26 protein-coding genes are annotated in these 25,625 nt (G+C 36.5%); 18 read left to right on the top strand and 8 right to left on the bottom strand.

Annotation, left to right across the window (positions count from 1 at the left end; genetic code table 11):
* The first annotated feature begins 195 nt into the window (after nucleotides 1-195).
* A complete protein-coding gene (locus tag VB264_RS23460; protein WP_323253590.1) occupies nucleotides 196-651 on the top strand; it encodes a hypothetical protein in 456 nt (151 codons plus the stop codon).
* On the top strand, nucleotides 651-1,175 hold the full coding sequence (locus VB264_RS23455; RefSeq protein ID WP_323253588.1) for a MepB family protein: 525 nt from the start codon (nucleotides 651-653) through the stop codon (nucleotides 1,173-1,175). The genes VB264_RS23460 and VB264_RS23455 overlap by 1 nt, the downstream gene beginning before the upstream one ends.
* Nucleotides 1,176-1,225: 50 nt before the next feature.
* On the opposite strand, the gene VB264_RS23450 is transcribed toward VB264_RS23455, so the two are convergent.
* The 3 genes from VB264_RS23450 to VB264_RS23440 form a co-directional block, all read right to left on the bottom strand.
* Nucleotides 1,226-1,789, bottom strand: coding sequence for a GNAT family N-acetyltransferase (locus VB264_RS23450; protein ID WP_323253586.1), 564 nt, complete (start codon nucleotides 1,787-1,789; stop codon nucleotides 1,226-1,228).
* An 18-nt stretch (nucleotides 1,790-1,807) separates the two neighbouring features.
* Complete coding sequence (locus VB264_RS23445; protein WP_323253584.1) at nucleotides 1,808-2,377, bottom strand: hypothetical protein; 570 nt, start codon at nucleotides 2,375-2,377, stop codon at nucleotides 1,808-1,810.
* Between the two features lie 219 nt (nucleotides 2,378-2,596).
* A complete protein-coding gene (locus VB264_RS23440) occupies nucleotides 2,597-3,475 on the bottom strand; it encodes a ChaN family lipoprotein (RefSeq protein WP_323253582.1) in 879 nt (292 codons plus the stop codon).
* Nucleotides 3,476-3,612: 137 nt separating this feature from the next.
* On the opposite strand from VB264_RS23440, the gene VB264_RS23435 reads away from it, so the two are divergent.
* From VB264_RS23435 to VB264_RS23425, 3 genes are all read left to right on the top strand, one after another.
* Nucleotides 3,613-4,701, top strand: coding sequence for a Gfo/Idh/MocA family protein (locus VB264_RS23435; protein ID WP_323253580.1), 1,089 nt, complete (start codon nucleotides 3,613-3,615; stop codon nucleotides 4,699-4,701).
* 252 nt (nucleotides 4,702-4,953) lie between these two features.
* Nucleotides 4,954-5,430: a nuclear transport factor 2 family protein gene (locus VB264_RS23430; RefSeq protein ID WP_323253578.1), complete on the top strand. Its 477-nt coding sequence runs from the start codon at nucleotides 4,954-4,956 to the stop codon at nucleotides 5,428-5,430.
* Between the two features lies 1 nt (nucleotide 5,431).
* Entirely contained in the window at nucleotides 5,432-5,893 is a 462-nt protein-coding gene (locus VB264_RS23425) for a DinB family protein (protein ID WP_323253576.1), read from the top strand.
* Between the two features lie 218 nt (nucleotides 5,894-6,111).
* Here VB264_RS23425 and VB264_RS23420 read toward each other — a convergent pair whose 3' ends face one another.
* Entirely contained in the window at nucleotides 6,112-6,810 is a 699-nt protein-coding gene (locus VB264_RS23420; protein ID WP_323253574.1) for a fatty acid desaturase, read from the bottom strand.
* Between the two features lie 112 nt (nucleotides 6,811-6,922).
* On the opposite strand from VB264_RS23420, the gene VB264_RS23415 reads away from it, so the two are divergent.
* The 5 genes from VB264_RS23415 (at nucleotide 6,923) to upp (ending at nucleotide 10,986) form a co-directional block, all read left to right on the top strand.
* Nucleotides 6,923-7,483, top strand: a complete 561-nt coding sequence (locus VB264_RS23415; protein ID WP_323253572.1) for a hypothetical protein — start codon at nucleotides 6,923-6,925, stop codon at nucleotides 7,481-7,483.
* A gap of 12 nt (nucleotides 7,484-7,495) precedes the next feature.
* Nucleotides 7,496-8,677, top strand: coding sequence for a class I SAM-dependent methyltransferase (locus VB264_RS23410; RefSeq protein ID WP_323253571.1), 1,182 nt, complete (start codon nucleotides 7,496-7,498; stop codon nucleotides 8,675-8,677).
* Nucleotides 8,678-8,863: 186 nt separating this feature from the next.
* Nucleotides 8,864-9,418, top strand: a complete 555-nt coding sequence (locus VB264_RS23405; protein WP_323253570.1) for a DUF1003 domain-containing protein — start codon at nucleotides 8,864-8,866, stop codon at nucleotides 9,416-9,418.
* Nucleotides 9,419-9,605: 187 nt separating this feature from the next.
* A complete protein-coding gene (locus VB264_RS23400) occupies nucleotides 9,606-10,175 on the top strand; it encodes a pentapeptide repeat-containing protein (protein WP_323253568.1) in 570 nt (189 codons plus the stop codon).
* Between the two features lie 166 nt (nucleotides 10,176-10,341).
* The gene (upp, locus tag VB264_RS23395; protein ID WP_323253566.1) at nucleotides 10,342-10,986 is read left to right on the top strand and encodes a uracil phosphoribosyltransferase; all 645 of its coding nucleotides are present in this window, start codon (nucleotides 10,342-10,344) and stop codon (nucleotides 10,984-10,986) included.
* Here upp and VB264_RS23390 read toward each other — a convergent pair.
* Nucleotides 10,981-12,267 (bottom strand): DUF2851 family protein, encoded by a 1,287-nt coding sequence (locus tag VB264_RS23390; RefSeq protein WP_323253564.1) that lies wholly within the window; start codon nucleotides 12,265-12,267, stop codon nucleotides 10,981-10,983. The two genes, upp and VB264_RS23390, sit on opposite strands and share 6 nt — an antisense overlap.
* 135 nt (nucleotides 12,268-12,402) lie before the next feature.
* On the opposite strand from VB264_RS23390, the gene VB264_RS23385 reads away from it, so the two are divergent.
* Together VB264_RS23385 and VB264_RS23380 are read left to right on the top strand one after the other, a co-directional pair.
* Nucleotides 12,403-12,525, top strand: coding sequence for a hypothetical protein (locus VB264_RS23385; RefSeq protein WP_323253562.1), 123 nt, complete (start codon nucleotides 12,403-12,405; stop codon nucleotides 12,523-12,525).
* Between the two features lie 214 nt (nucleotides 12,526-12,739).
* Nucleotides 12,740-12,973, top strand: a complete 234-nt coding sequence (locus tag VB264_RS23380; protein WP_323253560.1) for a hypothetical protein — start codon at nucleotides 12,740-12,742, stop codon at nucleotides 12,971-12,973.
* On the opposite strand, the gene VB264_RS23375 is transcribed toward VB264_RS23380, so the two are convergent.
* From VB264_RS23375 to pckA, 3 genes are all read right to left on the bottom strand, one after another.
* A complete protein-coding gene (locus VB264_RS23375) occupies nucleotides 12,957-14,357 on the bottom strand; it encodes a glycoside hydrolase family 30 protein (RefSeq protein WP_323253558.1) in 1,401 nt (466 codons plus the stop codon). The genes VB264_RS23380 and VB264_RS23375 overlap by 17 nt on opposite strands.
* Nucleotides 14,358-14,746: 389 nt before the next feature.
* Nucleotides 14,747-15,787: a class 1 fructose-bisphosphatase gene (gene fbp / locus VB264_RS23370; protein ID WP_323253556.1), complete on the bottom strand. Its 1,041-nt coding sequence runs from the start codon at nucleotides 15,785-15,787 to the stop codon at nucleotides 14,747-14,749.
* A gap of 403 nt (nucleotides 15,788-16,190) precedes the next feature.
* Complete coding sequence (gene pckA / locus VB264_RS23365) at nucleotides 16,191-17,768, bottom strand: phosphoenolpyruvate carboxykinase (ATP) (protein ID WP_323253553.1); 1,578 nt, start codon at nucleotides 17,766-17,768, stop codon at nucleotides 16,191-16,193.
* 304 nt (nucleotides 17,769-18,072) lie between these two features.
* Between pckA and VB264_RS23360 the strand changes: the two genes are divergently transcribed.
* From VB264_RS23360 to VB264_RS23335, 6 genes are all read left to right on the top strand, one after another.
* Complete coding sequence (locus tag VB264_RS23360) at nucleotides 18,073-19,563, top strand: helix-turn-helix domain-containing protein (protein WP_323253551.1); 1,491 nt, start codon at nucleotides 18,073-18,075, stop codon at nucleotides 19,561-19,563.
* A 221-nt stretch (nucleotides 19,564-19,784) separates the two neighbouring features.
* Nucleotides 19,785-20,204, top strand: a complete 420-nt coding sequence (locus VB264_RS23355) for an IS1/IS1595 family N-terminal zinc-binding domain-containing protein (protein ID WP_309914468.1) — start codon at nucleotides 19,785-19,787, stop codon at nucleotides 20,202-20,204.
* Nucleotides 20,205-20,559: 355 nt separating this feature from the next.
* The gene (locus tag VB264_RS23350) at nucleotides 20,560-22,143 is read left to right on the top strand and encodes an MFS transporter (RefSeq protein WP_323253549.1); all 1,584 of its coding nucleotides are present in this window, start codon (nucleotides 20,560-20,562) and stop codon (nucleotides 22,141-22,143) included.
* Nucleotides 22,144-22,211: 68 nt separating this feature from the next.
* Nucleotides 22,212-22,436 carry a DUF6814 family protein gene (locus VB264_RS23345; RefSeq protein ID WP_309914473.1) on the top strand — a complete coding sequence of 75 codons (225 nt, stop codon included), beginning with the start codon at nucleotides 22,212-22,214 and terminating at the stop codon, nucleotides 22,434-22,436.
* Nucleotides 22,437-22,818: 382 nt separating this feature from the next.
* A complete protein-coding gene (locus VB264_RS23340) occupies nucleotides 22,819-23,034 on the top strand; it encodes a hypothetical protein (protein WP_309914475.1) in 216 nt (71 codons plus the stop codon).
* Entirely contained in the window at nucleotides 23,027-25,525 is a 2,499-nt protein-coding gene (locus VB264_RS23335; protein WP_323253546.1) for a histidine kinase dimerization/phospho-acceptor domain-containing protein, read from the top strand. Before VB264_RS23340 ends, VB264_RS23335 begins: the two co-directional genes overlap by 8 nt.
* Nucleotides 25,526-25,625 lie beyond the last annotated feature (100 nt).

Below are 25,625 nucleotides of genomic sequence, written 5' to 3'. Positions count from 1 at the left end.
AGAAACATCAATCAAGGATTTTTGAAAATCTGGGAAGAGCTTTTGAATATATTTACTCGGTGGATTCAAATACAACTATCTCATTATCAATATTTAATAAAAAACATCGGGTAGAGTAATTCTAAGTTTTCTACCTGTACAGTACAAGCTACAAATTCAAGGGAATAATTTGATTTTTGTGAAAAACTAAAAACTATGAAACTAACAACTAGCATTATTTTAGGGGGACTGCTATGTTCTACCATGTTTGCTTGTAAGGTCAAAGAAAAAGAGAGCCTTCCTATTATCGGTACGTGGGAATTGGTTTCGGCAGAAACCATTGAAAAAGATACTTCATTTTCAACCTTCAACTCGAAAGTAAAAATGATTAAGATTATTAACCCAAGTCATTTTGCTTTTTTGAGTCATCCAATTGCTAAACAAGATTCAGCTATTACATTTATAGCAGGTGGAGGTGAATATACGTTAGTGGATAGTGTTTACACGGAAAACCTGGAGTATTTTGTCGATAAAAACTGGGAGAACAATAAATTCAGTTTTGTCGTGAAAATCCAGAACGATACTTTAATGCAGAAAGGCGTAGAGAAGCTAGAAAAACTAGGCATAGACCGAATAATTGTGGAGAAATATATAAGAGTAAAAATTAAGTAATGAAATCAAAAAACGAATTAACCAATAATAAAGATTTCCTTCTTGCCAAAGTATTAGTGTATAATCAATGTGGGTTTAAGTGTACAGAACCTATTCCAGCAACTGAAAGTGCTGAGTATGGTGCTTGTGATTTTAGGCTTGATAGTCTAAATATCAAATATCGTATGGCTAAAATTACACCGACAAAAACAGGACAATTTGTTACTTTATGGAAAAGAAATAATGAAGGAATTATTGAACCTTATGATATAAATGATGAGATAGATTTTGTCGTAATTAGCACCAGAAGCGATAATCATTTTGGACAATTTATTTTTCCTAAAGCTGTTTTACTCCAAAAAGGAATATTATCAGGTAATTATAAAGAGGGGAAAAGAGCTATTAGAGTATATCCTCCTTGGGATATTGCCAATAGCAAACAAGCTTTGAAGACCCAACAATGGCAATTAGCGTATTTCTTAGAAATTCCAGATAATGGGTTGGCAGATTTAGTTTTGGCAAAACGATTGTTTGGTAATCAATAATTTATTCATAGCGAGGGACTTAAGTCCCTCGCTATGAATAAATTATTGATTTATATTCTCAAATCCCAAACCACCACTTCCCAAAGCTCAGGATATGTCGTATCAAAATATTCATGAATGATTTCAAAGCCTACTCTTTTATGGGCTGCCAAAGAACGAGTATTACGTTTGGCAATTTCGGTCACACAAAGCTCAAATTTATCTGATAATTCAGTTTTATGTTTGGCGTATAGTCCATCAAAAAGTCCTTGCCCACGATAGCCCTCTGCCACACAAATTTGTCCCATCGCATAATAGCGGTAATCTTTCACCAATTTGCCTTTATATTCCAATTCATCGAGCATCGTGAACATGGCAGTAAGCACGGGAATATCATTTCTAAAACTTTCGGGCATTACTAATGCATAGCCCACCACTTGGTCGCCATCCTTGGCAATGATTTGCGGATAGGCCTCATTCATGCGAGAAAGCAATTTGAAGTTATGAACAACCGTTACAAAACCTTGGTCGTTGGCTACATTCTCTGAAATATTTCGGGTTAAGTTTTTCTGTTGTAAATCCAATAACTGCCAGATTTCTTCGTCTTTAGTGATAGTGGTGAAAATTACGCTCATTGTTTTGAAAGGAAAATATTAGTTTAATCGTCGTGTCATTAATGCTTTGATTACTTCATAAAATTGTCGGGGAGCTAATACTCGCCAATTTACTACATCTAGCGTTCCGCCAAAATTAAGGTAATAGTCTAGTCGAAATTTCGTCCATTCCTGTTGAATAAAGTCTCTGAAATTACAAGCTGCTATCCATCCGTCTTCTACTTCCTCAAACCATTCGGCATAATAATCGTCCTCGTGGCTTCCGTGGAAATTCAGCACGTTTTCGCCCACCAAGATAAATTGATTCATACCTTGATTGATGAGGTGGTCTATCACATTTCGTTTAAACCACATAATATCATTGTGGAGGGTATCATTCCATTCACCAAACATTTCGATGATGACAAAACGGAGGTTGTAATCACAGAATAATATCTTACAATATAGTGTTTCCGATTCAAATTCATCCCAAAAAGGATGAATAAAGTAACCATAAATATCATGTTCATAATAGGACGTATTATAAAGCCGCTCATAAAAAGGTGAGCGTGGATCTTTGGAAGCTACATAAAGGTTTTCCCAATTATAAAATGGTTCTATGTCTTGCATTTTTTTATGGAGTGATTGAGCGAGTTAGTGATTGAGTGATTATTTTTAGTTAGTGAGTGAGTGAATTGTGAGTTAGTGATTGATTTTAGTTAGTGATTGAGTGAATTGTGAGTTAGTGATTTGCTTTTTTTCTCTAATTCCCTACATCCTAAAGTCTAATATCTAGTGTCTAAAATCCTTTAGTCTTCTAGTCATAAAGTCCTTTAGTCCTTAACCCTCTCAGTAGCTTTTCGTCATATCATCAGGGATAGCGATGATAAAATCTGCTGAGTTTTTTGCCTTGTCTGAAGGATGTTCAATGTCACTTTCTTCAATCGTGTTAATCGTTACTATTTTCAACGCTGGATTCTTTCTTTTCAAATGCCAAACGATACCCTCAAAGTTGTTTGAATGATAACTTCCATTATAATGTAAAAAACACTGTTCTTGTTGCCAATTCTTCAAAATAAAGTTTGCCATTGTGGCATCCTTAATAATTTGAGCTTTGGTAATATTTTCTGCTGAAATACTCGTGCCACCACTGCCGTGCATACCGCCCATTTTCATCATTTCGGCATAGGCAGGCAAGGTTAAATCTACTTCAATGGGTAGCGGAGCAATATTCTTTTTGGCATCGTCTGATAGCTGATTGAGGGCTTCCAATCCACCTTTTGAAACCATACTGGCATACCTGCGAGGAATATTAGAGGCTACAAAATTTAACTTGTTTTTCAAGGCAAAATCTAACAAAGGCTTATAATCAGTTTGATAATTTTGCCATACTTTTGCTTCGGTTTCCAATTGTTTGGCAGTGATAAAACCTTTGAGGTACTCTGTCAGCACAGTTTGGTTGTCTGCCTCAAACATTTCAGCACCAAGTACCAATTTTTCTTTTTTGAGCGCAAATAAATCTTTAGTAACCTGTAATTCAAGCCAATGATTTAAAGAATTATCATGTAATTCACCAAAGAAAACAATATCGGCTGTTGCCAATTCTTTCATCATCTTTTGGTAGGAAGTCTCTTTTAATTGCTTGTTATAAAGCATATAGGCAGGTTTGTCTGCTGATAACGAACAAGTAAATAGGAGGAAGGCAATCGCGTACAAATATGTTTTCATAAAGGTATTTTATTGAATGGATGTCGATGACGAATAGTTTAAAAATGTATTCGTTAAAATTAAGAAAATCAATTGAAATACTGTTAACTATACAAGACTGAATAACGATAAACCCCATTTTATATTCCTCATTAACTATGAAAAACACACGGAGAGATTTCCTTAAAACCTTTGCGGCCACGTCGCTTACTGTTCCTATGCTTTCAGCTTTACAGGTGGAGGCTGCTTTTCCTGAGAAAAAATTAGGCGTTGCTTTGGTTGGTTTGGGCTATTATGCTACCTATCAATTGGCCCCAGCACTCGAAAAAACGACTAATTGCCGACTAGTTGGTATCGTGACAGGTACGCCTGAAAAGGCAGAAACTTGGAAGAAAAAGTATAATATTCCAGACAAAAATATCTACAATTATCAAAATTTTGACCAAATTGCTAATAATCCAGACATTGATGTAGTATATGTAGTATTACCCAATTCAATGCACCACGAGTTTACGCTTCGTGCCGCCAAAGCTGGCAAGCACGTAATTTGTGAGAAACCAATGGCAGTTTCGGTAAAGGAGGCTGAAGAGATGATTGCCGCTTGCAAGGCTGCCAATGTTCAGTTGGCCATTGGATATCGTTTGCACTACGAGCCATTTACCAACGAAGTAATGCGTTTGGCAAAAGATAAAGATTTTGGCAAGGTTACTTTTGTAGAAGCAAGTTTTGGTTTTCCGTTACGTGATTTAAAAGCATGGCGATTGAACCCTAAACTGTCGGGCGGAGGACCAATGATGGATGTGGGTATTTATGCCTTAAATGCGGCTAGGTATGCCACTGGCGAAGAACCGATTTCGGTAACGGCACAAACCGTAAAAACACGACCAGACATATATTTGCCGGGTATTGAAGAAACGCTTTTCTGGCAAATGAAATTTCCGAGCGGAGCGGTTTCAAATCATACTACTACATATAACAGCGGTTTGCAACGTTTGTATGTAGGCTATGAAAATGGAAATTTAGAGATGTCGCCAGCTTACGATTATGGGCCATTGAAAGGAAAAACATCAAAAGGCGAAATGAAATTGCTAATTGTATATCACCAAGTACTGGAAATGGAGGGTATTTGCGACGCTATTATCAATAACAAACCCAATATCACCCCTGGTGAAGAAGGGCTAAGAGATATGAAACTGATTGAAGCAATTTTTAAAGCAGCTAAGACTGGTAAGGAAGTGAAAGTATAATTTTAAGCTATGAGTAGTGAGCTATGAGCTGTGAGATTTTATGTGTGCTTACCTAATAATAGATTGGAATCAATTTTAACTTATTTACTGATGATCAAATCTAAATTAGATTTAACTATTATATTTTGTCCATATCAATGCAATGCTTGATAACCTAAAAATCTCATAGCTCATAGCTCACAGCTCAAAACTCAAATCTCATAGCTCATAGCTCACAGCTCAAAACTCATAGCTCACAACTCAAAACTCAAAATGACCCCCAACGAAACATTAATTCAGACATTCTATGAAGCTTTTAAGGTAAAAGACTTCAAGACAATGGGTGATTGTTATCATCCAGAAGCTACCTTTAAAGACGAAGCCTTTGACTTGAAAGGCAAAGAAATTCCTGCTATGTGGCGAATGCTTTGCGGAGTAGGGGCAAGTACTATTGTAGAATATTCAGACGTAAAGGCAGATGACAATACAGGGCAGGCGCACTGGGAGGCTTGGTACACATTCTCGCAATCGGGCAACAAAGTGCATAATATCATAGAGGCTAGCTTTATTTTTAAAGATGGTAAGATTCTTACGCATCGTGATAAATTTAGTTTTTATCGCTGGTCGTCACAGTCCTTAGGAATGATAGGTAAACTATTAGGCTGGACTCCCTTCTTGAAAAAACAAGTAAGAGAGCGAGCTATGGGAAACCTTCGTAAATTTATCGCCAAACATCCCGAATATCAATAGCATGGAAGCAGTAGTAGCCACCCTTCAAGATAGAATTACAGCAGTAGAAAACTATATTTCGCAATGCTCAGAAGCTGAATTAGTAGCTAAGGAAAGCCCAGAGAAATGGTCTAAGAAAGAAGTATTGGGACATCTGATAGATTCTGCCCAAAGTAATATTCGCAGAATGGTAGTGGGGCAATACCAAGAAAATGCGCATATCGTTTACAGACAGAACGAATGGGTAAAAGCTGCTGATTATCAACATTATGATAGCAAAGATTTACTGCAATTATGGGTGTTGTTAAACAAGCATTTTTGTAGGGTGTTGCTTAATTTACCGAAAGAGAACTATGACACTATCACAAATTGGGGAAATGCAACGACCCCTATGTTGGGACAAGAATTAGTAACCCTTGAATTTGTGGCAAATGATTATGTTCGCCACCTCGACCATCATTTGAAACAATTAGGACTTTCTTAGTTTTGAGTGTTGAATGTGGAGTGAATTTAGAAAACTGAATAAAGCGAATCCCGAAGGGGTGTGAGGATTATAGACAAGAAAATAGCAAATAAGCTAAAACCCCGAAGGGGTGATACAGGAATTCTTTACAACCTTTATTTCACCCTTTCAGGGTTCTGTAAACAACAATGCAATCATTGCTATAATCCTGACATCCCTTCGGGATTTGCATTTCCCTTTTATGCTTTATTATTTATTAATTCCTCTTGTTCTTTAGCCTCCGCCAATTTCCACCAAGGTAAATAGGGGTAAGCATGGTGTTCGTGATGATAACCAAAAAAATAGCAAGAAATAAACGCTACCACATGGTTTAGTTTTTGGCTACGCGCTTTGTGGAGGTCGTGGGCTTCGTGTTCGCCACGGTGTGGGAGGTATGTGCCAAAATAAAAAAGCTGTAGCGTACTCAGAATAGCAGGAATTTCCCAAAATAGAATGAGGTTTTCTATTGGATAGACCAGCTTCAATAAATTATAAGTAATAGCCATCAATAAAATCTGCCAGAAGGTTACATACTCTAAGGCAAACTTCAAATACCATCTGAAAAATCCTCCTGCATAATAATCTGGGTCATCGTCGGTCACTACGTTTTTGTGGTGCAGATGATGCTTCCTTGATAATTTATGATAATTATTAAAGGCGAAAAGCGTAGCACAGACAAAGCCAATGGCATTATTCAATCGTTTGTTATCGGGTGTCACTACGCCATGAATTGCATCGTGAGCAGTAATAAAAATGCCTGTGTACAACTGCATTTGTATTAATACAAAAACATACACCAAAGGATTAGCGAAATCGATTGGATAATTCAATAAATATAGTAGCGACAAAGCCCAAAGCGAAATAATGCTGATGGCAAAAAATAGTCCTTTATGTTTCATAGAAAAGATGTATCTGAGCAAGTAATTTCAGTTTAATACTTTAAAAACTCATTTATCCGTAACTTTGTTATGAAGATAACAACAAATCATTGCTCCACTTTTTGTATTAGAAATGGCAAAATTAGAAAAAGAACTACAACAGGCAATTGTTTCGATGCCTCAGAAAGATAAAGATAAATTATTATTAAGGCTTATTGGCAAAGATGAGATATTGATTCAGCAATTAATCTTTACCTTGGTAGAAGAAGAACTCACGGTTGAGTCGAGGCGAGAAGATATCAAAATCATCATTGATACCCTATATGATACGCCTGTTTTCTCATCGGGTTATTTGATGATGGATATGCGTTATATCAATGCACAGATTACGCTCCATGTAAAAGTGACGAAAGATAAGTATGGTGAGATAGAGTTGACATTGAAGCTCATGAAAGATTGTTTTGAGAAACAACTAAAATGGATAGAAAAGTACAATTCAAAATCTGATACGCTAGCCCTTTATATCGTAAAACGAGTTGATTTTATATTAAAAAAGGTCGTAAAACTTCACCCAGATATTCAGTTTGACTTTCATGCAGATACTAACACCTTGTTAGGATACGTTCACAAGTATGGCACAGCACATTATGCTAGAGAAATGGGCTTGCCTAAAACATTTGAAATCGCTGAGTAATATCCACATCACATGAATCAACCAGAACACTTAGCGACATTTATCCAGACTATCCATGAAAGTCTGCTTGATAATTCTTTCGTTAAAATATCATTAGGCAATTATAAAGGTGCGGAAGAACAACTCAAGAATATCTATATCAAAAGAGTTTTAATTAAAAAAGAAGAGAAACTTAGTTTTACATATCGCTATAAAACCCGTGATATTGTAAAAAACTTTGGTGTGGCAGAAGGCATCGGTTTAATAGAAAAAGCTTTACAAGAAGGCTTTCATATTGCTACGCTTTTTAGCACACAGTTTGATTTGATTATAGAGAAAATCAACCAGAAAACAGTGCTTCGAAAAAATGCTTCTACCAATCCTAATGCTACTTCTTTAGAACACGACAAGGCTAAAAATCGCTTAATAAAACCGCAAGAAAAGCCTTATTTGCATGAATTGAAGATTACGGATGAAGAGGGGAATGTCTATAAAAATGCACAAGATAAATATCGACAAATAAACCATTATGTAGAAATACTAAGCACGTTAATCAAAGATATTCCTACGCAAAACCTTTTGAAAGTAGCAGATATGGGGTCGGGGAAGGGATATTTAACCTTTGCTTTGTACGATTATTTGACGAATGTGTTGAAGCTAGAAGCGGAGGTAACGGGCGTTGAGTTTAGACCTGATATGGTGCAATTGTGTAATCGTATTGCCCAAAATACAGGTTTTGAAAAGCTTAATTTTGTAGAAGGCACCATTGAAGACTATAATAGCATTGGCACGAATATTTTGATTGCTCTTCATGCCTGCGATACTGCGACTGACGATGCTATTTATAAAGGAATCACGGCTGAAGCTGATTTGATTGTGGTAGCACCATGTTGTCATAAACAGATTAGAAGGGAAATTGAAAAACATAAAGCCAGTAATGAACTAGACTTCCTGACAAAATATGGTATTTTTTTGGAACGTCAGGCAGAAATGGTGACGGATGGTATCAGGGCGATGATACTGGAATATTTTGGGTATAAGACCAAAGTATTTCAATTTATTTCGGATGCCCATACGCCTAAAAATGTATTAGTTGTAGGAATCAGGAATCCGAAAGCGCAACAAAAGAACCCAGAGATTTTAGAAAAACTAAAAGCCACCAAAGCATATTTTGGTATTGAATACCACCATTTGGAGAGACTGTTTCAATTGTGAATGAGTGATTTAGTGAATGAGTGATTTTTTAGTTAGTGAGCGGTTCGTCGCCGCGGTTGTGAATGAGTGAATTGGAGATTTATTTACGTTATTTGCCAAATTAGAAAAATTAATTCACAACTAAACAATCACTAAATCACTCATTCGCTCAATCACTCAATAAGAAAATCACTCAATAAACATCCCATGAAAAAAAACACTGAGATAGACAAGCTTTTAGCTGAGGAAAGTCAACATATTGAAAAGCTTCACCAAATTGTTGAAGATACGATTAAAACGGAACGCCTTATTGTAGAGGACCAATTAAATCCGCCTATTGAGAATATTACTAGAGGGCAAGCTATTTCAGATAAAGTAGCTAAATTTGGGGGAAGCTGGAAGTTTATTATCATTTTTGTGAGTATCCTCACCGTATGGATAATTTTTAATTCAATTATCGTAGCAAAATTCCGATTTGACCCTTATCCATTTATTTTGATGAACTTGGTGTTATCATGTATTGCGGCCTTGCAAGCACCCATCATTATGATGAGCCAAAACCGTCAGGAAGAAAAAGACAGAATGCAAAGCGAAAATGACTATTTGGTTAACCTCAAAGCAGAAACACAAATAAGAAGCTTACAACAAAAGATGGATTTATTGTTAGAAGAGCAAATCAAAACACTTTTTGAAACACAAGCCAAACAATTTGCTTTATTGACTGAAATCAGTAAAAAACTTGAAAAGAATAATCCTAAATAGCCCTTAATATTGAAGCTGTTTAAACTTTCCGTTTCTGAGGTGAAAGTATTGTATTTTTGGATTGATTTTTTCAAAATTTGCGAAGCATAGCATCGCTATGTTGAGTAAATTTTGGAACAAGCTATTCTAAAAGACTTAGTTTAACCCGAAAGGGAAAGTTTAAACAGCTTCATTACCTAACCCCATAATGAAAGAAGAATTCTATGAGCAAACATTTGAGAAGATTGATTTTTCAAAACAAGCAATTACCCATAAAGAATACGATAGTTGCACCTTTAAAAACTGTGATTTTTCTAATGCTAATCTTTCCAATAACGATTTTATAGATTGTACTTTTGAAAGTTGTAATCTTAGTAGCGCTAACATCAATAATACTAGTTTAAAAACCGTAAAGTTTATTGATTGTAAAATAATAGGGGTAGATTTCAGCATCAGTAAAGAGTTTTTGTTTGCGGTATATTTCAACAATTGCTCGTTAAATTATACCTACTTTTTCAAAAAGAGACTTCAGAAAACGAAATTTGATAATTGCCAAATTCAAGAAGCAAATTTTACAGAGGCAGATTTGACGGGTGCTTCTTTTAATCAGTGCGATTTGTTGAATACTGTTTTTGAACAAACCAATTTGTCAAAAGCAGACTTTAGGAGTGCAGAGCATTTTGCGATTAATCCTGAGAAGAATACCATCAAAAAAGCCAAATTCTCTTATGATGGATTGAGAGGATTATTATATCAGTATGATATTGTGATAGAGTAAGTTGATTGTTCAAAAATGGTTAATTATCTTTGAAATACTATCTAAAAAGACAGACAATTAATCAATACAATTGAAGAAACGTTTTCATTTATCGTAAATAACGGATAATTAGGAATACTATCGCGACGGCGGACGATTCGCCAATCACTATTAATAATCTTCCTCTATGTTTATCTTAACTTCAACCAACACAATTGCCAATCATTTTATCGCTGAATTGCGTGATGTAACCATTCAACAAGATGCGATGCGTTTCAGAAGAAATATGGAGCGACTAGGAGAGGTATTGGCGTATGAGATTTCTAAAACTCTTCATTACGAAAAGGCTTTTATCCAAAGTCCGTTGGCCATTGCTAAAACAGAACTTTTGAGTCAACAACCTGTTTTGGTAGCTATCTTACGGGCTAGTTTGCCTTTCCATCAAGGGTTTATTAATGTGTTCGATAAGGCACAAAATGCCTTTATTGGGGCATATCGTGGTAAACACCGTGCAGACGAAACGTTTGATATACAAATGGATTATTTGGCAAGTCCAGACCTGACGGGCAAAACCATTATTTTAATAGACCTTATGTTGGCAACTGGGAAATCGTTGTTGAAATCATACGAAGCACTATTAGCCTACGGCAAACCTGCCAAAGTAATTATTGCTGCTGCCATAACTGCCCCCGAAGGATTGGCTTATTTACAGCGAAACATGCCTGAAGCCGATTTTTTTGTAGGAACAGTTGACGACCATCTGAATGAAAAATACTATATCGTTCCGGGCTTAGGCGATGCAGGAGATTTAGCATTTGGCTTGAAATTATAGTTTTTCACGTAACAAACTAATGCCTACTTCACAAGAAAGGCATTTTTTGATCGTACAAAACTGATTGAACCATTCGATACCCGCTTGAGAATCAAAAGCTGTTTTCATTGGCAAATCCAACGTTTGCCAATGTTTGGTAATTTTATTGTTTTCAGCAGGCAATTCTTCTAAAAATCGGATAGCCTTTTCAAGGTATCTTTCATCATCTTTTTGTTTGCTATAAGCCACTAGCAACGGTACAACGGTGTTGATGACGATATTTTCTACCGAAGTTTCACCAATAATCGCCACTTTTCCCGTTGCTTTCTTCCCAAAAACATAGTGTTCTTGCCAATAGCCCGATTGTTCTATCTTAAAGGTCTTGGAAACATTTTCGATGTTGTCGAGATGCAGTATTACCGAAAACAAATTAATGTTTTCTTGAATGAGCTTAGCAAATTGTGCTAGCCTGACTGTCGGGAAATTAGCTGGTCTTAGCCGTAAATATTTCCATTCGTGTGCCCCAAGTATATTGTCTTGCAGTTGGTATTTAGTCGAAAGGAATTGAAACTCTTTCGCTAGTTTTGTTTGATACTCGTCCTCAAAACTATTGGCTGATAGTAAACCAGCTACCCCAAAAATCAATGCTTCAAGCTGAAAAAGGTTATCACGATGCTTGGCGAGTATTTTTAAGGGCAACGCTTTTGCTAAGCGAAAAAAGGGTTCAGCATTTAGTTTAAAACCAAAGTTTTTTGCCAATGTTTGATAAGCCGTTTCTTCCCAATCTTGTTTGTTTTCAGCTAAATACTGATGCACAAACAGGGCTTTATTTTCTAATCGTTGCATCAATACCTTGTCTAGCATAGCGTATTTTTTCAAGGCAGATACTTTTTGGAACTGCGAATAACAGGCCATTGGCTGTTTGCTTTCAAGCAAAGCCTGATATTTTTGTGCCAAAGAATAATCCGTCTTATCAGAAAGAATCAGTGTTGGAATTTTGGTTTGGTCGCTTCTTAAGATAGGTTGGTCATCTTGCCAAACCACATGAAGAATTACATTTTGATATGCCACATCAGCATCATGGGCATGGATATTCCAATCAGAAGATTTTACATGGATTTCAACGGTACCAGCCCATTCTACCTCATCAATTAATAGTCGGGCATCTTGAAAATCTGCCCCAGCGTTGGTATTGGGTTGTCCAATTCTTAAAACTTGAATTGTTTCATTGTCAGTAGTTTGTAGACAAGATTTGTCAAAATATTGAAATTGCCATAGAAAGTGTAGAAAGGCTTCGTTCATGGTATTAAAGTATTAAGTGTATGAACAAAAATAATGACTTTTGTGGATTTGTAGATGATAGTGGGGGATTTTTTTAATTGATTAAGAATCGTGCTATCGTTAGAAGTGTTATTTTTGATGCAATAAAAGAAGAATATGAAAACAGAAAATAATATTTTAACCCTTGATGAATTTAAGGATAAGTATTACGGCAAACGTGGCTCAGCACGGCGAGAGAAATTAGAAAAAGGGTATAAAAATTTTAAAGATAAAAAATAAAGCTTCAAGTTTTGTTGGCGTAAGCATTTTATGAAATTCCGCTGTTTGAGCGAAGCGAGTCGGTTCGCCGATGCGATTCGGAATTTCTTGAATTTCTTTTACGGTCCGCCGTTGCGGTTACTTTTCTTGTTTCAAGACAAGAAAAGTAACCGCAACGGCGAAAGGGTATTTACTATTTCCGATGCAAGTCAGATAAATTTTAAATATAATCACAATGCGACAACCTGCAGCTCCTTTATCGTCTCTGCAATTGGAGTTACTCAAATCATTTGCAAGACCATCTGTATCTGAACAAGATTTAAAAGAAATTAAAATCTTGTTGTCGAAATATTTTGCTGATAAAGCTTCAAGTGAAGCCCAAAGAATAATTGTTGAAAAAGGATGGACTCCAGAATTTATTGATGACATGGCTGAACAACATAGCCGTACACTTACCAAACATAAGTAGCCACCATTCCCGCTTCCAACGTCTGCACTGCTTTTTTGCCTTGATAGGAAATGTTGAATTTCTGAGGCTTAATGCTTTCATTTTGTACAATCAAAACCTTTTTGCCTGTTGGCGTTTTGAATGCAACATTTGTCAACGTCATCGTATTGTTGGAGGCTATTCTTACAGAATTTGGTCGGACAAATTTAGAGGCATGGGCAATGATATAATAAGCAGGATTACGGGTAATATTATTTTTATCAATCGTAATGGCTCCTAAACATTCCGTACAGCCACCTTCAGTATGTGGGTTTTGTTTAGGGTCGGCTGCTAAGTTCCATTCCAACACCGTTTTACACCAGTTTCGAGGGCCACCGATAATCAAACTTTTGATATGCCAGCCTAAATCCCCCGGGAAATTTCCTGGGCTACCAATCCATTGTTCCGTAAAATATAGGTTTTTATCAGGATGCGCATTGTGAACATCCGTCAAAGCGTGGATACTTCCGCCATATAAATGAAATGCGGAGCCATCAATGTATTTTTTAGCTTCGGGGTCGTCTAAAATACTGATAGGATAATCTGGGCGGTCGGCATTATGGTCATAAATAATAATTTTCGTATCTATTTTCGCTGTTTTAAAAGTTGGGCCAAGGTGTTTTTTTACAAACAGTGCTTGTTCTTCTGGCAACATCAACAAACTTGGATTATTGCCGGGGTGTAATGGCTCATTCTGAACAGTCATGGCATCTATTCTGATACCTTCCTTTTTCATTTCTTGTACATATTTAGCCAAATATTTAGCATATGTAGTATAGTATTCAGGCTTTAAACTTCCGCCTTTTGAATTGCCATTGGTTTTCATCCACGTGGGTGGCGACCACGGCGAAACAAGAATTTTAATGTCAGGATTGATGGCCAAAATCTGTTTTAAGACAGGGATAAGGTATTGTTGGTCGGGAGCAAGGCTGAATTTAGCTAGTTCAGTATCTGTTTGTCCGTTAGGCAAATCATCATAAGAAAAAACATGGTCGTCTAAGTCCGAAGCCCCCACACTGATTCTCAGGTAACTGACCCCAATATTGTTGTTATTGGTAGCAAAAAGCTCTTTTAATAAAGCACTTCTTTCATTAGCCCCCATTTGATTAATCAACATCGCACTACCGCCCGTAAGGGTAAACCCAAAGCCATCCATTTTCTGGAAAGTCTTATTTTCGTCTACGATGATACTAGGCAAGGTATTAGTGGTAACTTCAAAATTAAAAGTCTTTGCTTGCTTCTGGAATAAGATAGATTTATCAGGACTTGTCAACCAAATTTCTGCATTTTTAGATTGAGCCCTTATATCAAAATGGTTAATGAAGCATAAGCCAGTGATGAAGATGATATTGTAAATATTTTTCATGTTAAAAAGATTATTTTGCACAGAGATTGTATCGGAGTGCAAAATAATCTTTTTTGTTGAGGAAGTATTATCCTGCTTTATTTGTTTTAGAATATGTTTGAAAATTATATTTTGTTTATATCCCAAAAACAATATTTCCTTTCGAAAGACCTTACTTTTCTTCACTAGGCGTGCCCGTCAGACACAAGAAAAGTAACCGCAACGGCGGACCGTAAAAGAAAGTCAAGAAATTCCAATCGCATCGGCGAACCGACTCGCTATCGCTCAAACAGTGGAATTTCACTAAATGCTGACGCCTAAATAACATAAAGCTTTGAATAATAAATCTTTTCGAACTTTAAACATATTCTTATGTTACTAATGACTAGAGATTGATTTTTGGAAGGATACTAAAGCCCAGCTTTTATTTGTTCCATTAAAAAAGTATGATATTTTTCTAGTTTCTTCTGTAACTGCGTTAACTGATTTTTAGAACCCAAATAGACGATATTTCGCTGATGAATGCTTTCAGGAACGATATCTAAAAGACTTTGCATGCCATCAGACGACAATCCGCCTGCTTGCTCAATGACAAAAGCCAGCGGATAGCATTCATACAACAATCTTAGTTTACCCTCTTTTGCTTTTCGGGTTGGTGGATACATATAAATACCACCTTTGAGGAGGTTTCGGTGGAAATCGCCGACTAAAGAACCAATATAACGAGCCATACAACCCGAATGCTTGCGCATATCTTGAATAAATTCTTTGACAGGATTGGTAAATTCTTCAAAGTAGGCCTCATTGACAGAATAAATTTTACCATCTTCAGGCATTTTTATATCTGCGTGCGACAGAAAATATTCTCCTAACGAATTTTCATAAGTAAAGGCATTAACGCCTTTGCCAGTGGTATAAACCATGATGGTCGACGAGCCATACAAAATATATCCGGCCGCCACTTGCTTGCGTCCGCCTTGTAAAAAATCATCTTCAACCGCAGGAGAACCAATATCACTTACACGTCTATAAATTGAAAAAATGGTTCCGATAGAAACATTTACATCAATATTGGAGGAGCCGTCTAGCGGATCCATTGCTACTACATACTTAGCATTATAATTCCCTGTTTGAATAATCTCATCGTCTTCCTCAGAAAGAATCCCCACTACTTCACCACCATTTACCAATGCCCGAATGAATCGGATATTAGCAATCATATCCAGTTTTTGTTGCGCTTCCCCTTGAATGTTTGAACTTCCTAAAGCGCCCGTAATATCAATCAAGCCTGCTCGATTGATTTCACGGTTAATGATTTTGGAAGCAAGGGCAATGTCTCTTAACAATTGTGAAAGCTCACCTTTTGCATAAGGGAAAGCTTCCTGTTGACGATTAATAAATCTATCAAGCGTTGTGCCAACAGGTAAAGCTAGTGTCAGATTATTAGTCATAGTATAAAGGGGGGGGTTAGCTGTGAGATATGAGCTTTGAGCCGTGAGACTTGAGCTGTAAGCTTTAAGCTATCAGCTTTCGGTCATCGGATTTTTTTAGCTTTGAGCTGTCAGCCGTGAGTTATGAGCTTTGGGATTTCAGCTTTTAAATATTAAGTATAATATATGCACGTGTTGAATATACAAGTACTGAATTTGGTTTTTAAACTTATTAAACCCGTAGCGGTAACCCTTGCGGTTACCGTTGGACGAAACATTCACGTAAGAAAGGGTAACCGCAAGGGTTACCGCTACGGGCATTTTTTATGCAAATTGGTGCTAAATCTCAAATCTCAAATCTCACTGCTCATAGCTCAAAGCTAAAAAATCCGACGACCGAAAGCTGATAGCTCAAGGCTCATAACTACAAAGCAATTCTCATATAATTCTCCTCAAAAGCCTTCGCTAGACTTTTAGCTTTTTGGTCATAAGCGTCTTTGTCTGCCCACGTATTTTTTGGGTTAAGCAAATCTATCGGCACATTTGGGCATTCTTCGGGCATTTCTAAACCAAATATATCATGTTTATTGAAATTTGTATGCTCGAAATTACCTTTTAATGCTGCATGAATCATCGCACGGGTATAAGTCAATTTTATCCTTGACCCTACACCATAACCACCACCCGACCAGCCAGTATTGATGAGCCAAACTTGTACGTTACCAACCTTAATTTTCTCACCCAACAAATGGGCATATTTAAGCGGATGGAGCGGTAAAAAAGCAGCCCCAAAACAAGCTGAGAAAGTGGCTTGAGGTTCTTTAATACCCATTTCAGTACCCGCCAATTTAGACGTATACCCTGCCACAAAGTAGTACATGGCTTGCTCTGTACTTAATTTACAAATAGGCGGTAACACACCAAAGGCATCTGCCGTAAGAAAGAAAATATTCTTCGGGGCATTACCGACTGAAGGCATCGCTACATTCGGAATAAAATTAATTGGATACGCCGTTCTGGTATTTTCTGTCACACTTTGGTTACTATAATCTACCGTTTTTGTACCTGTAACGAAACGTGTGTTTTCTAAAATAGTACCATAGCGAATAGCCCTAAAAATCTCTGGTTCTTGTTCTTCGCTCAGGTTAATTACTTTAGCATAACAGCCACCTTCAAAATTAAAAACTTGCTTGTCGTCCCAACCATGCTCGTCGTCGCCAATAAGGTTTCTGTGAGGGTCGGCCGACAAAGTAGTCTTTCCTGTACCAGATAAACCAAAGAATAAAGCCGTGTCTCCATCTTCACCAATATTGGCAGAGCAGTGCATCGAAAGCACCTTTTTCTCCTCAGGAAGGATAAAATTCAGTACCGTAAAAATTCCCTTTTTCATTTCCCCTGCATAAGCTGTTCCGCCAATCAGGATGATTTTTCGGGTAAAATCAATAATGGTAAAATTACTTTGTCGAGTACCATCTATCGCTGGATTTGCTTCAAACTCAGGAACGTTCAAAATTATCCATTCAGGCTCAAATGTTTCTATTTCACTTATCGTGGGTCTGAGAAACAAATGATGACAAAACAGATTGTGCCAAGCCAACGTGTTGACAATTAAAATATTGATACGATGTTCGGGACTAGCACAAGCATAACTATAACGAGCATATAGCTTTTTATTGGCTACAAATGTTAACATTTTTTGATAAAGTGCCTCGAATTTATCAGGGTCAAAAGTTTGGTTGATTTCTCCCCAATTTACAGTATCGGCTGTCTTGTCGTCATAGACAGTAAACTTGTCTTTTGGCGAACGCCCAGTAAACTTACCAGTGTCGCACATAAATGCACCTTTGTCAGTAAGCGTTCCTTCTCCGTTTTTCAAAGCCTCTTCAATTAAGGTTGAAACACTGAGATTCAAGTGAATGTCAGTATGAAGACTTAGGGTCGGGTGGTTCACTTTTTGTTTAGCGATAGCGCTAAGGTCAGAAGTAAGCGTATCATTTTTCATGTTTGTAATTGTTAATTTGATCAAAACGAAACTGAAAATATTGAAGCCTTCGAAAGCCTTACAAAAGTATATTAGCGTAAAATTAAAAACAAGCGAAATTTCGCTAAAATGAATATAAATTTATTTTTATCATAAAGTTTATATTTAATATATGTATAGTGTAAAATATTTTAAGCTTTTGGAGATAAATAAGAGAAAGGAATGAAATAGTAGCAGATAAAAATAAAGCGAAAATTCGCTATTTTAGTTTTCTTGTGGGAAATGTTCTAGTAAATAGTATTAGCTTTGTGGAAATTTTATAACAATGAGTGTGAACAGCGATAAAGTAAAAATAATATTCGGACTAAAAATCAGACAGTTGCGTCTGGATAAAAAACTCTCGTTAAGCGAAGTAGCCGTAAAATCTAAACTTTCGATTTCATACTTAAATGAAATTGAAAAAGGGAAGAAATATCCTAAAACTGAAAAAATAATGGCTTTGTCTGAAGCCTTAGAAATAGATTACGATTCGCTTGTTTCCTTAAAGCTAAGTAAGCAATTAGAACCCATTGCCGAGCTATTAAACTCTAATATTCTGACGGAGTTACCTTTAGAGATTTTTGGCGTTGAACCATCAGACTTTATTGAGTTGATGTCGGAAGCTCCAGCTAAAATCAGTGCCTTTATCAGTACGATAGTAGAAATTGGGAGGAATTATGATATGAGTGTCGAGCAGTTTTACTTTTCAGTCTTACGGTCATATCAAGAAATGTATGATAACTATTTTGAAGATTTAGAACAATCAGCCCAGCAGTTTAGGAAACTCTTTGAAATATCTGCTACTACCTCACCCAATGAAAAACTCTTAGCCGAAATCCTTCAAAATTTCTATGGCTATCATATCGAAGAGTTTTCAAAAGAACAATATCCTGAATTAATCACGATTCGGTCGGTATTCAATCCAGCTACTTCAAAATTACTCATCAACAAAGATTTGAGTACCGAACAAAAAACCTTTACGTATGGGCGAGAAATAGGCTATCAGTTTTTACAATTGAAAAAAAGGTCGAATGTTTCGTCGGTTATTGAAGTAGATTCTTTCGAAGAAGTCCTTAATAATTTTAGAGCATCTTATTTCGCTGGAGCGATTTTGATTAACAAAGATATTCTGATTGATAGATTGACGTATTTTTTCGCCTCACCAAAATGGGACGAAAATATGTTGTTGAGCATCATGCGATTGTTTAATGTAACGCCTGAGATATTTATGCACAGGTTATCTAACTTGATGACGAGCCACTTTAAGATTAACAATCTTTTCTTCCTTCGTTTCAATAATCAAATAGATGATGATTTGTTCTATTTAAACAAAGAAATGCACCTTGCTAAACTCCATACCCCGCATGGCACGGCACTACCCGAACATTATTGCAGGAGATGGATGGCGTTAACGATTTTAAAGGATTTAGAGAAAATACAAAAGGCAGAAGGCTATGATGCTGAAAAGGTATTATGCAAGGCACAGGTCTCTGAATACATGGATACTGGCAATCACTATTTAGTCATCTGTTTGGCAAAGCCTTCGCCTCCAAATTTAAGGATGAATAGTAGCGTTACTTTAGGTTTTGCCATTGATGATACCTTAAAAGGGATGGCTCAATTTTTACAAGATTCAGCCCTAAAACATCGAAAAGTAAATGAAACGTGTGAAAGATGCGGAGCAGTAGATTGTGCTGAGAGAATGAGACCTCCGTATGTTTTACAAAAAAGACAAGCCAGAGAAAAAATAAAAGAATCAATCGCAAAATTGAGTTAAGCCTAAGTATTGATGGATTGATTTCTTTGAAATGTACAAGGGTTATTATGGTTTGTTGTACAAAACGAATAAAATTCTGATATTTTAATTATTTCAAAATTTTATTTTGAAATAAAATGATTTTAAAACCATTTTCACGTGTAAAAATAAGTTTATCCTAAGTATTGTATTGTTGCTTAATTGATATATATTTGCTAAATATACTATATCGTATTATTTCTATGAAAAATCCAAATTGTCCCCGCTGCGACTCCCAAAATGTTACTAAAAGTGGCGTAATCAAAGAAAAACAACGTTTTAAATGTAAAGACTGTAATTATAACTTTACAGTAGAGAAGCTAGGGAAGGGAATCTCAGCCTATTATGTTATCAAGGCTTTACAATTGTATATAGAAGGAGTAAGCTACCGTGAAATAGAAAGACTCCTAGGCGTTTCACACGTGTCGGTGATGAATTGGGTGAAAAAATATCAAATCAAAATACCTAAAAACTCTGATTATTACCCTACCTATAAGATAATGAATCATAAAGAGTTAGCGGCTTTTTATGCGGATAGAGAAAATCTGAGAGATTCTGGGATGATTGTCACTGAATTAGGAGATAAATTTATGTTGATTAAATGGGAGCGTCTGAAACATTAAGATTTTAATACGCTGTCAATACATAAAATACATATTTGAAGAAGGACTAGGATATTTTTCTAGTCCTTTTTTTGTTGAACTATACTTAAATAGCGTTACTATACCAATGCTGTCAAAGAGATAGTTTTTTTTTTGACCTTTGGTGGTTCGTGTTCAATAAAAACACGCTAAAGTACAAAAGTTTATAGGGCTGAAAAATGATAAAAATTAGTATTGTACTATTTGTTTTCGCCCGTTAGCTTTTTGGATATATATGAAATAACTGTTAGCAATAAACTTATACATAAATCACTAATGCTATTAATCACTATACAATATTCACTCTAAAAATAAAACCCCTTATCTAATTAACGTTATGACAGTAGAACACACAGTAAAGAAAACTTCGACTAAACAACTCGCTGCAATTATTGGCGCGTCGTCGGTAGGAACACTTATTGAATGGTACGATTTTTATATATTTGGTAGTTTAGCAACAATCATTTCAACCCAGTTTTTTCCAAAAGATAATCCTACAGCAGCCTTCCTTTCTACGTTAGCTACCTTTGCCGCAGGCTTCGTTGTTCGTCCGTTCGGGGCATTATTCTTTGGTCGTTTGGGCGATTTGATTGGTCGAAAATATACTTTTATGGTCACGTTGGTGTTGATGGGCGGAGCTACTTTTGCCATCGGCTTAGTGCCTAAATATGAAACGATAGGCTTTTTTGCCCCATTGATTGTTTTAGTGCTAAGACTTTTACAAGGCTTAGCCTTGGGCGGTGAATATGGCGGCGCAGCCACGTATGTAGCCGAACATTCCCCTGCTAATGAACGTGGTTTTTGGACGTCTTGGATTCAGATTACAGCTACCGCTGGCTTGTTTATTTCCCTAGGCGTTATATTATTGACCAAAAACATGATGTCTAAAGAGTCATGGGAAGATTGGGGCTGGCGTATACCTTTTATGGTTTCTATCATCATGGTTTATGTATCGGTGTTGATTCGTAAAAATATGTCGGAATCACCGCTTTTTGCCAAAGCCAAGGCGGAAGGAAAAACATCAACTAATCCACTGAAAGAATCTTTTGGTAATAGATTAAACTTCAAATTTGTATTGCTAGCCTTATTTGGAGCTACAATGGGACAAGGCGTAGTTTGGTACACAGGTCAGTTTTATGCACAAACATTCTTGTTGAAAATCATGAATGTAGATTTCGACCAAGCCAATACACTATTAATCATTGCCTTAATGATGGGTACGCCTCTGTTTGTATTTTTTGGATGGTTGTCAGATAAAGTGGGTCGCAAGCCTATCATGTTAGCAGGGATGTTATTCGCAATTCTTGCCTATCGACCTATTTATGAGAAAATGTACCAGACTACTAATTTGAATCATAAAGATGAGATTAGTGCTGAAACGAAAATAGAAACAAAGCATATTTTAGTAGCCAATTCAAGCACTGATTCGTTGGTTACCACGACTACCAGCAAGGTTTATACAGATGGTACAACCTACAAAGAAGTAAAAAAACAGACTTTACTTGCTGGAAAATCAGAAGCTGAACAGCCTAAAGCTGAAATCAGTAAAACTGTTAAAATCAATAATAGCGACCATTGGACGCTGGTTTGGCTAGTATTTGTTCAATTAGTATTTGTCACAATGGCTTATGGCCCGATTGCTGCATTCTTGGTAGAGATGTTCCCTGTCAAAATCCGTTATACTTCTATGTCACTGCCATATCATATTGGCAATGGCGTATTCGGTGGATTAATGCCAGCCATTGCTACTTATTTGGTTACTAAAGCAAAAGATACCAATGAAATAGCTGAAAGAACGGGGCAGGCTGTTATTAATACTCAGCCTTATTTAGAAGGATTGAATTATCCAATATTGATAGCAAGTGTATGTTTTGTGATTGGTTTGTTGTATATCAAGGAGGATAAAAGTATCAGAGATTAATAGCTCAATACTAAACGATTTCAACGCTATTAAACATTTATGTTAAAACACATTATCATTAAAAAGAGATGAACAGCATCAAGAAAATATTAGGTATCGTTTGGATACTTTTAGGATTGGCAACTGCCTATTTCGGAATTTTTGAATTGGGCATTCCCAAATTTGCTTCGGGAAATCAGGAAGATTTAGTGTTTGGTATTATCATTATGTTGGTACTGACACCAATCATTACTGGTGGATTATTGATTTTTGGAAAGTATGCTCTTTCGGGAGAGTATGATACTGAGGATTAATTTGGAAAAGAATCTTTTTTCGGTTGAAGCTATTCATAAACATGGGTTATCCTGATTTTTAAAATCATAAAAAAGCGGTCGAGAAACTAATTTAGATCGCTTTTTTTATGATTGATGGACACCGAATTCCTACTGTTTGAGCGGAGCGAGGCGGTTCGCCGCTGCGATTAGGAATTCTTGATTTTCTTTTGTTACTTTTCTTTTATCAAGAAAAGAAAAGTAAGGACTAGACGATAATAAATACAAAACTTCAAAATCCATTATTTTAACCTTTGTCTATAATATTTTAGCAAATATAGCTACCTCTTTCTGAGAAGAGTTAAATTTTTACCTTAAATTGTGATAAAATTAAGGTTTCGTATCCAAGACCTTATCGTTTATCATGAAAGAGAAATTAAAGAATCAAAAACTTTTGGTTTTAGGAGTTGTGTTTACAATTCTCTTTAATTTCCCTATTCTTTCGATTGTCAATCACGACACAAAGATTAATGGTATTCCTACACTCTACTTCTATTTCTTTTCTATTTGGGTATTATTCATCATCATCATTTATTGGAGCGTTCGAAACAAAGAGCAAGAAATTAATAAAGATGAATAGTGCTATTTTGATATTAACTTCTCTGCTCTATCTGGTTTTCCTTTTCGGAGTAGCTTATTGGGCTGAACAGCGTTCTGCTAAAGGCAAAAGTATTGTTAACAATCCCTATATTTATGCCTTATCTCTAGCAGTTTATTGTACGGCATGGACATTCTATGGCTCAGTAGGCAGGGCAGTAACCAATGGGATAGAATTCGTAACGGTGTTTATCGGGCCATCTTTAATGATGCCCCTTTGGTGGATAGTCCTTCGTAAAATTATCAGGATTTGTAAAGTTCAACGGATTACTTCTATCGCCGATTTTATTTCATCACGCTATGGCAAAAATGCCACCTTGGGTGTCATCGTAACGATTATCTGTATTTTAGGTATTTTGCCCTACATTGCTATTCAGCTAAAAGCCATTTCAAATAGCTTCCTGATTGTGGCCGAAGCCTCTGGTGAAATCAGTAGCCAAGGTTTTTTTACGGGTGATTTAGCCTTTTACATTACTATCGTACTATCCGTTTTTACCATCATCTTTGGTACCCGTACTATCGACTCTACCGAGCGTCACGAAGGGATGGTAACTGCTATTGCTGTAGAGTCTATCATCAAGCTAGTTGCTTTTTTGGTGGTGGGGATATTTGTTAGCTATGTTATTTTTGATGGTTTAGGAGATATTTTTCAAAAAGCATCAAAAGTCCCTGCCTTACACAAGGTTTTTGTCATAGATGCTCAACAGGATACTTCTGGTTGGTTTTGGCATTTATTGTTATCCATGATGGCCATCATGTTTTTACCACGCCAGTTTCAAGTAGCCGTCGTAGAAAACGTGGATGAAAAACACCTTAATAAAGCTCTTTGGCTTTTTCCTTTGTATTTATTGTTAATCAATATTTTTGTGATACCCATAGCCATGGGTGGGGCATTGCTATTTCCCAATCATCTAGTGAATTCTGATGGCTACGTGTTAGCGATTCCGCTGAAATTCAACCAAGATTTTATTACCCTCCTTACCTACATAGGTGGGTTTTCGGCAGCCACTAGTATGATTATTGTGGAAACCATCGCCCTGAGCGTGATGATTTCCAACAATATCGTCATGCCAGTAATACTAAAGAAAACGACTTTGCAAGATAGGTTTGCAGGGAATTTAAGTGCTTTAGTAAAATACATCCGTCGTGCCTCTATTATCTTGATTTTACTATTAGCCTACTTATATTACAAAACCATTGCCGAACATTACTCCTTAGTTTCCAACGGAATGGTTTCTTTTGCGGCAGTATCACAATTTGGCCCAGCCATTATTGGTGGAATTTTTTGGAAAAATGCTACTAAAAAAGGAGCTTTAATAGGACTATTAGTAGGTACATTTTTTTGGTTTTATACCTTGGTCGTTCCGTCGATGGTGAGGGCGGGTTTCCTGCCAGAATCAATAGTCGAAACGGGATTGATGGGCTTTGCGGCCTTGAAACCGTATTCATTGTTTGGTTTAGAAGGCATGGATAGCATCTCGCATGGTTTGTTTTGGAGCTTACTCTTGAATATTTTCTGTTATATATATTTCTCCATCAATAGTCATGTCAGTTCGATAGAGCATAATCAGGCCTTAATTTTTGTAGATATTTTTGAATATTCAGAACAAGTAGAAAACCCAACGATTTGGCGAGGGACGGCTCATTTATCAGACATTCAATCGTTATTAAGTAACTTTCTGGGCGAAAAAAGAGCAGAGAAAATATTAAATCTTTATGCCCAAAAACATAAGATTAGGCTGATTAATGCGAAGGTTGACCCACAAATTGTGACTTATGTTGAAAAACTGTTAGCAGGTATTGTAGGAACAGCTTCGGCCAGAATGATGATTTCGTCGGTATCAAAAGAAGAAAGTATTTCGACTGAAGAAGTAATTAGAATCTTGAAATCATCACAAAGTTTATTGTCAGCCAACAAAGAACTAAAAAGAAAATCTGTCGCGTTAGAAAGAGCCACGACTGAACTAAAAGAAGCCAACGAGATACTTCAAAAGACGGATAAACTCAAGGATGACTTTCTGTCAACCGTTGCCCATGAAATCAGAACACCACTTACTTCCATCAGGGCATTATCAGAAATTGTTTATGATAATCCTGATATGGACTTGGAGGAACGAGAACATTTTTTAAGCACCGTTGTAAAGGAATCCGACAGACTCAGCAGGTTAATCAACCAAGTGCTGGATTTAGAAAAATACGAATCGGGCAAGCAAAAGCTGATTTTAGAAGATGTTGACATTCAGGAGATTGTAAAAGATTCTATCGATGCCCTATACCAACAAGCCAAAGAGAAAGAAATAAAGGTAGCTTTTATTCCCAACCGTTTTGCACCGAGGTTCAAGGCTGATAGAGACAAGCTGATTCAGGTAGTGGTAAATCTATTATCGAATGCTATTAAATATTGCGAACCTCATAAAGGAGAAATAATATTAGCCACCCATTACGCAGACAACAATAGACATTTTGAATACTAATTATTTATATTGTCGTGTGTGCGTGCGAACTTTGTACAAAAAGCTATGACAGCCTACGAAAAAGCTCGCAACAACCCACGGCAATTTAAATCTTTGACCT

Origin of the sequence: Arcicella aquatica (assembly GCF_034928825.1) — a bacterium.
GTDB lineage: Bacteria > Bacteroidota > Bacteroidia > Cytophagales > Spirosomataceae > Arcicella > Arcicella aquatica.
The sequence above is the reverse complement of the archived record's forward strand: the minus strand, read 5'-3'. Positions and strand labels throughout refer to the sequence as shown.

Coding starts and splice junctions, on each gene's coding strand:
- VB264_RS23455 (WP_323253588.1), top strand. CDS start 651: ATGAAATCAAAAAACGAATTAACCAATAATAAAGATTTCCTTCTTGCC.
- VB264_RS23445 (WP_323253584.1), bottom strand. CDS start 2,377: ATGCAAGACATAGAACCATTTTATAATTGGGAAAACCTTTATGTAGCT.
- VB264_RS23385 (WP_323253562.1), top strand. CDS start 12,403: ATGAAAACAGAAAATAATATTTTAACCCTTGATGAATTTAAGGATAAG.
- VB264_RS23425 (WP_323253576.1), top strand. CDS start 5,432: ATGGAAGCAGTAGTAGCCACCCTTCAAGATAGAATTACAGCAGTAGAA.
- VB264_RS23380 (WP_323253560.1), top strand. CDS start 12,740: ATGCGACAACCTGCAGCTCCTTTATCGTCTCTGCAATTGGAGTTACTC.
- VB264_RS23355 (WP_309914468.1), top strand. CDS start 19,785: ATGAAAAATCCAAATTGTCCCCGCTGCGACTCCCAAAATGTTACTAAA.
- VB264_RS23450 (WP_323253586.1), bottom strand. CDS start 1,789: ATGAGCGTAATTTTCACCACTATCACTAAAGACGAAGAAATCTGGCAG.
- VB264_RS23405 (WP_323253570.1), top strand. CDS start 8,864: ATGAAAAAAAACACTGAGATAGACAAGCTTTTAGCTGAGGAAAGTCAA.
- upp (WP_323253566.1), top strand. CDS start 10,342: ATGTTTATCTTAACTTCAACCAACACAATTGCCAATCATTTTATCGCT.
- VB264_RS23460 (WP_323253590.1), top strand. CDS start 196: ATGAAACTAACAACTAGCATTATTTTAGGGGGACTGCTATGTTCTACC.
- VB264_RS23415 (WP_323253572.1), top strand. CDS start 6,923: ATGGCAAAATTAGAAAAAGAACTACAACAGGCAATTGTTTCGATGCCT.
- VB264_RS23400 (WP_323253568.1), top strand. CDS start 9,606: ATGAAAGAAGAATTCTATGAGCAAACATTTGAGAAGATTGATTTTTCA.
- VB264_RS23435 (WP_323253580.1), top strand. CDS start 3,613: ATGAAAAACACACGGAGAGATTTCCTTAAAACCTTTGCGGCCACGTCG.
- VB264_RS23440 (WP_323253582.1), bottom strand. CDS start 3,475: ATGAAAACATATTTGTACGCGATTGCCTTCCTCCTATTTACTTGTTCG.
- VB264_RS23360 (WP_323253551.1), top strand. CDS start 18,073: ATGAGTGTGAACAGCGATAAAGTAAAAATAATATTCGGACTAAAAATC.
- pckA (WP_323253553.1), bottom strand. CDS start 17,768: ATGAAAAATGATACGCTTACTTCTGACCTTAGCGCTATCGCTAAACAA.
- VB264_RS23350 (WP_323253549.1), top strand. CDS start 20,560: ATGACAGTAGAACACACAGTAAAGAAAACTTCGACTAAACAACTCGCT.
- VB264_RS23420 (WP_323253574.1), bottom strand. CDS start 6,810: ATGAAACATAAAGGACTATTTTTTGCCATCAGCATTATTTCGCTTTGG.
- VB264_RS23335 (WP_323253546.1), top strand. CDS start 23,027: ATGAATAGTGCTATTTTGATATTAACTTCTCTGCTCTATCTGGTTTTC.
- VB264_RS23390 (WP_323253564.1), bottom strand. CDS start 12,267: ATGAACGAAGCCTTTCTACACTTTCTATGGCAATTTCAATATTTTGAC.
- VB264_RS23345 (WP_309914473.1), top strand. CDS start 22,212: ATGAACAGCATCAAGAAAATATTAGGTATCGTTTGGATACTTTTAGGA.
- VB264_RS23375 (WP_323253558.1), bottom strand. CDS start 14,357: ATGAAAAATATTTACAATATCATCTTCATCACTGGCTTATGCTTCATT.
- fbp (WP_323253556.1), bottom strand. CDS start 15,787: ATGACTAATAATCTGACACTAGCTTTACCTGTTGGCACAACGCTTGAT.
- VB264_RS23430 (WP_323253578.1), top strand. CDS start 4,954: ATGACCCCCAACGAAACATTAATTCAGACATTCTATGAAGCTTTTAAG.
- VB264_RS23340 (WP_309914475.1), top strand. CDS start 22,819: ATGAAAGAGAAATTAAAGAATCAAAAACTTTTGGTTTTAGGAGTTGTG.
- VB264_RS23410 (WP_323253571.1), top strand. CDS start 7,496: ATGAATCAACCAGAACACTTAGCGACATTTATCCAGACTATCCATGAA.